This is a genomic window from Mixta theicola, assembly GCF_002895925.1.
Classification (GTDB): domain Bacteria; phylum Pseudomonadota; class Gammaproteobacteria; order Enterobacterales; family Enterobacteriaceae; genus Mixta; species Mixta theicola.
In genome coordinates this window covers 1-5007 of sequence record NZ_NWUO01000032.1, presented here as the reverse complement: position 1 = coordinate 5007, position 5007 = coordinate 1, and the positions used below count along the sequence as shown (strand labels likewise).

The window sequence follows — 5007 nt, the reverse complement described above, 5'->3', positions numbered from 1 at the left end:
CAGAATTTGCCTGGCGGCGAGAGCGCGGTGGTCCCACCTGACCCCATGCCGAACTCAGAAGTGAAACGCCGCAGCGCCGATGGTAGTGTGGGGCTTCCCCATGCGAGAGTAGGGAACTGCCAGGCATCCAATAAACGACGGAGCCTCAGCGAAAGCTGGGGCTTTTTCGTGTCTGGCGGCCGGCGAAACGCCGGTTGCCGGGATTAACCTTACGCGTTACCTCCCCCTTTGCCGCCTCTTTAACCTGCCATTCCTGCTTTAGGTCTTCCAGCGCTGTCTGGATAGTATCTGATTTAACTACTTTCCCCTTTTAGCGAACTACAATTCCCTGAACGAGATCTTTTGCCGCCAGGGCTATGACTTTCTGCTTCTCAGGATGTATTTTATTTTCGAATACGCTTTCCAGCCTGACAGGATAAAATTTTCTCCCCGCTGTACCGATCGGGTAAACTGAGCGCAGTTAATCGGAAAAGGCCGCTTCATGTCCAGTCCTGCATTTTCACTTAAAAAATTACATACCTTTGCCATTGAAACGGGCGCAGAAAAAATTGTATACGCAGAATCGCCGCAAGCTATTCTTGCAGCCTGGCGTGAATGTCATCAGCGTAATTTACCCTTCTTATTATTAGGTGAGGGCAGTAATGTCCTGTTTTTGCAAGCCTTTAGCGGCATAGTTGTAATAAACCGCATCAAAGGAATCACTATTACCGAAAGTGATGATAGCTGGCATTTACAGGTAGGTGCCGGTGAAAACTGGCATTCTCTGGTAACCTATACGCTGCAGCAAAATATCACCGGCCTGGAAAACCTTGCTTTAATACCCGGCTGCGTCGGTTCTGCACCTATTCAAAATATTGGTGCCTATGGCGTTGAGTTAAAAGATGTCTGTGAATGGGTTGATGTCCTTGAGCTGGAAAGCGGCCAGGTTAATCGCCTGACGGCGACGGAATGTCAGTTTGGCTATCGCGATAGCATCTTTAAGCATCGCCTGCAGCACGGTTATGCGATTATCAGCATTGGTTTTAGCTTACCTAAGCGGTGGCAACCCGTAATGAGCTATGGCGATCTGGCTAAGATCGATCCTGCAACCGTAACGCCACGGCAAATTTTTGATGCCGTTTGCCACATGCGCCGTAGTAAGTTGCCCGATCCGGCAGTAACCGGGAACGCCGGTAGCTTTTTCAAAAATCCGGTTATTAATGCAGAGCAGGCAGCGTCTTTGCTGGCTACCTTTCCGCACGCTCCACATTATCTGCAAAGTAACGGTGGAATTAAGCTGGCTGCTGGCTGGCTTATCGACCAATGTCAGCTAAAAGGCTATCGCATTGGCGGGGCGGCCGTTCATCAGCAGCAGGCCCTGGTATTAATTAATGCAGAAGAGGCGAGTGCGGAGGATGTTGTCGCATTAGCCCGTGAAATCAGGCAACGCGTGGGCAAAAAATTTAACGTCTGGCTGGAACCGGAAGTGCGTTTTATTGGCGCTAACGGAGAGAAAAATGCCGTTGAGGTCATTTCATGAAAGATAACAGCGTACCGTTAAAATTAGTTTCTATTTTAGCTGATGGTGAATTCCATTCAGGCGAACAAATTGGCGAAAAGCTCGGTATGAGCCGCGCCGCGATAAACAAACATATCCAGACCTTAAAGGAGTGGGGGCTGGATGTATTTACCGTCACGGGTAAGGGTTATTGTCTGCCTGCTCCTGTTCAGTTACTGGATGAAGCGGAAATCAATCAGAACCTGGAACAACAGGGGCTGGCTGTTATACCCGTTATAGACTCAACTAACCAATACCTGTTAGAACGCATGGGCTCGCTAAAAACGGGCGATGCCTGCGTTGCCGAATATCAACAGGCGGGGCGTGGACGTCGTGGACGTCAGTGGTTTTCTCCTTTCGGTGCCAATCTGTATCTTTCAATGTACTGGCGTCTTGAACAGGGACCAGCCGCGGCGATGGGCTTAAGTTTAGTTATCGGCATTGTTATTGCTGAGGTATTACAGCGGCTGGGTGCTGATGGCGTAAGAGTGAAATGGCCAAACGATCTTTATCTAAACGATCGTAAACTGGCAGGCATCCTGGTAGAAATGATCGGCAAAACAGGCGATGCCGCGCAAATTGTATTTGGCGCAGGTATCAATTTGAAAATGCGCACACCCGATGCCAGCGTGGTGAACCAGGGCTGGATCAACCTGCAAGAGGCCGGTATCGCTATTAACCGCAACGAACTTGTCAGCCTGTTGATAAACCAATTACGTCATAGTTTGCGTGATTTTGAACGAGAGGGGCTGGCACCTTTCCTGCCTCGCTGGCAGCGGCTGGATAACTTTATCAACAGGCCGGTTAAGTTACTGATTGGCGATCGTGAAGTATTGGGTATCGCTCGCGGTATTGATCATCAAGGTGGGCTATTGCTTGAGCAAAATGGTGTGACGAAGTCCTGGATAGGCGGTGAAATATCCTTACGACCGCAAAATTAATTGTTTATCGCATCGATAAGTTTGCTTCTGGCGGAGCAAATATCCCGCCAGAAGCCGCATCCAGCCTTATTTACGTAACCGCACCTTTTCAACTGCATGGTTAGCGCTTTTGCTAAGGATCAGGCTGGCACGCTCCCGCGTTGGTAAAATATTTTCCTTCAGGTTCCGCCAGTTGATCTCTTTCCACAGTTGGGTGGCGATATTAACGGCTTCCTCTTCGGATAGCTGAGCGTAATGATGAAAATAAGAATCGGGATCGGTAAAAGCACCTTTTCGGAACTTCAGGAACCGGTTGATATACCAATCTTCCAGCAGCTCTTCAGGCGCATCTACGTAAATAGAAAAGTCAACAAAATCAGAAACGAATACATGATGCGGATCGTGGGGATAATCCATTCCGCTCTGCAGTACGTTTAAACCTTCAAGGATTAAAATATCCGGCTGCTGTACGATTTTATCCCCATCAGGAATAACATCGTAAATCAGATGAGAATAAACCGGAGCGGTTACTTCGGTAGCACCTGATTTGAGGTCGGCAACAAAATTGACCAGGCGATGCATATCATAGGATTGAGGAAACCCCTTTTTCTTCATCAGGTCGCGCTCTTTTAATACTGCGTTCGGATGAAGGAAACCATCCGTAGTAATTAATTCGACGCGACGATGTTCGGGCCAGCGGCTTAGCAAAGCCTGTAAAACGCGTGCGGTAGTACTTTTTCCTACGGCTACGCTGCCCGCAATACTGATGATATAAGGGATTTTTTGCCCGTTTGTGCCTAAAAATTGCTCCAGTACCGCCTGACGCCGTAAGTTAGAATTAATATAAAAATTCAGCAGGCGAGAGAGAGGCAAATAGATCTCAGCCACTTCTTCCAGGGAGAGATCTTCATTGATACCTTTCAGACGAGCGATCTCATCCTCTGATAATGTCATCGGGACAGTATCACGCAAAGCAGCCCATTGTTGGCGACTGAATGACAGATACGGGGTAGTAAACGAGGGCTCTTTATTACTCATAAGCATGCTTCTGCCAGCAGATATTTACCGAATGGCGACAGGTAAGCATAGCGATCTTCCTGTGCCCTGAAGGTAATTTCAGAAAACAATGCGCAGGAGGTTAACACCAGTAACAGGAGAAAAAGAAGGAAAAAAATGCATCGTTAAAAGCAATCGGAATGATTCTCGCAGTTTTTGTTAATTAAAAAAGGAAAGGGAGCAGGGCAGCCGGGATAAAAAGTCATCGGCTCGTTCAGGCTATAAATTTAGCTACGCAACCCGTTCGGTTTCGCAAGGGTATAAATAAAGTGTGATATATGTCACATAAAAAGTTTTTTCTGGCTTTCATCTGTCTTTTTGCGCGTAATCCAGGCGGGCAGCTCAGGCGCAATACAAGAAAAAATGGCATTAGCAATGTCAGCATTTCAACGTAAAAAAATAGCGGAAAAAAGAGAAGCCGCGCTTTCGTGACCGTATGGCAGCAGCAGGAATGGTTGTTTTTTCTTCAAAAAAACCTAAATTTGCGAATAATTGCACAAATAGTGACCGATAAAACATTTATCGCGATTTTTTTGTTGCATACGCCAGCCGGTCTTCCTAGAATGCGCCTCACTTGATGCCGGCTTAGCTCAGTAGGTAGAGCAACTGACTTGTAATCAGTAGGTCACCAGTTCGATTCCGGTAGCCGGCACCATCAAGTATCAGGTGGGATTCCCGAGCGGCCAAAGGGAGCAGACTGTAAATCTGCCGTCACAGACTTCGAAGGTTCGAATCCTTCTCCCACCACCATATTCAGACTGAGCTCAAGCACAGTCAGAGTCAGCAAGCAACGCAAGTTGGCTCGAAGCTCGAATAATAAGCATCCTTAACTTATTATTCATTTGCTACAGAAAGAACAGGTAGCCGAGTTCCAGGTTGCGGGCATCGTATAATGGCTATTACCTCAGCCTTCCAAGCTGATGATGCGGGTTCGATTCCCGCTGCCCGCTCCAGATGTGCTGATATGGCTCAGTTGGTAGAGCGCACCCTTGGTAAGGGTGAGGTCCCCAGTTCGACTCTGGGTATCAGCACCACTTCTTTATCTCCCTCCCTGATTCTTCCTGTACAAAAAAATTCAACAGCACAGGCGATGCCTGGTTGATGTGGTGATATCACCGATTTAACCGTGTCTTAGAGGGACAATCGATGTCTAAAGAAAAATTTGAACGTTCAAACCGCACGTCAACGTCGGTACTATCGGCCACGTTGACCACGGTAAAACTACCCTGACTGCAGCTATCACTACCGTTCTGGCAAAAACCTACGGTGGCGCAGCGCGCGCATTCGATCAGATCGATAACGCGCCGGAAGAAAAAGCACGTGGTATCACCATCAACACCTCTCACGTTGAATATGACACCCCGAGCCGTCACTACGCGCACGTTGACTGCCCGGGCCACGCCGACTACGTGAAAAACATGATTACCGGTGCTGCTCAGATGGACGGCGCTATCCTGGTTGTTGCTGCGACTGACGGCCCGATGCCGCAGACCC

3 protein-coding genes, 4 tRNA genes, 1 rRNA gene and 1 pseudogene are annotated in these 5007 nt (G+C 48.2%); 8 read left to right on the top strand and 1 reads right to left on the bottom strand.

Annotated elements, in window-relative coordinates; all coding sequences use genetic code 11:
* The first annotated feature begins 9 nt into the window (after nucleotides 1-9).
* The 3 genes from rrf to birA all read left to right on the top strand — a co-directional run bounded on the left by rrf (nucleotide 10) and on the right by birA (nucleotide 2478).
* Nucleotides 10-125: ribosomal RNA gene (rrf, locus tag COO59_RS20285) — 5S ribosomal RNA — on the top strand.
* Between the two features lie 356 nt (nucleotides 126-481).
* The gene (gene murB / locus COO59_RS20280) at nucleotides 482-1519 is read left to right on the top strand and encodes a UDP-N-acetylmuramate dehydrogenase (RefSeq protein WP_103061450.1); all 1038 of its coding nucleotides are present in this window, start codon (nucleotides 482-484) and stop codon (nucleotides 1517-1519) included.
* Nucleotides 1516-2478, top strand: a complete 963-nt coding sequence (gene birA, locus COO59_RS20275) for a bifunctional biotin--[acetyl-CoA-carboxylase] ligase/biotin operon repressor BirA (RefSeq protein ID WP_103061449.1) — start codon at nucleotides 1516-1518, stop codon at nucleotides 2476-2478. Before murB ends, birA begins: the two co-directional genes overlap by 4 nt.
* Before the next feature lie 66 nt (nucleotides 2479-2544).
* On the opposite strand, the gene coaA is transcribed toward birA, so the two are convergent.
* Entirely contained in the window at nucleotides 2545-3495 is a 951-nt protein-coding gene (gene coaA / locus COO59_RS20270) for a type I pantothenate kinase (protein WP_103061448.1), read from the bottom strand.
* A 597-nt stretch (nucleotides 3496-4092) separates the two neighbouring features.
* Between coaA and COO59_RS20265 the strand changes: the two genes are divergently transcribed.
* From COO59_RS20265 to COO59_RS20245, 5 genes and pseudogenes are all read left to right on the top strand, one after another.
* Nucleotides 4093-4168: transfer RNA gene (locus COO59_RS20265), tRNA-Thr, on the top strand.
* Between the two features lie 10 nt (nucleotides 4169-4178).
* Nucleotides 4179-4263 (top strand) — tRNA-Tyr (locus COO59_RS20260).
* Nucleotides 4264-4391: 128 nt separating this feature from the next.
* Nucleotides 4392-4466 (top strand) — tRNA-Gly (locus tag COO59_RS20255).
* Between the two features lie 5 nt (nucleotides 4467-4471).
* Nucleotides 4472-4547: transfer RNA gene (locus tag COO59_RS20250), tRNA-Thr, on the top strand.
* A gap of 112 nt (nucleotides 4548-4659) precedes the next feature.
* Nucleotides 4660-5007, top strand: a pseudogene (locus COO59_RS20245) (GTP-binding protein); the annotation flags it as partial.

Coding starts and splice junctions, on each gene's coding strand:
- murB (WP_103061450.1), top strand. CDS start 482: ATGTCCAGTCCTGCATTTTCACTTAAAAAATTACATACCTTTGCCATT.
- birA (WP_103061449.1), top strand. CDS start 1,516: ATGAAAGATAACAGCGTACCGTTAAAATTAGTTTCTATTTTAGCTGAT.
- coaA (WP_103061448.1), bottom strand. CDS start 3,495: ATGAGTAATAAAGAGCCCTCGTTTACTACCCCGTATCTGTCATTCAGT.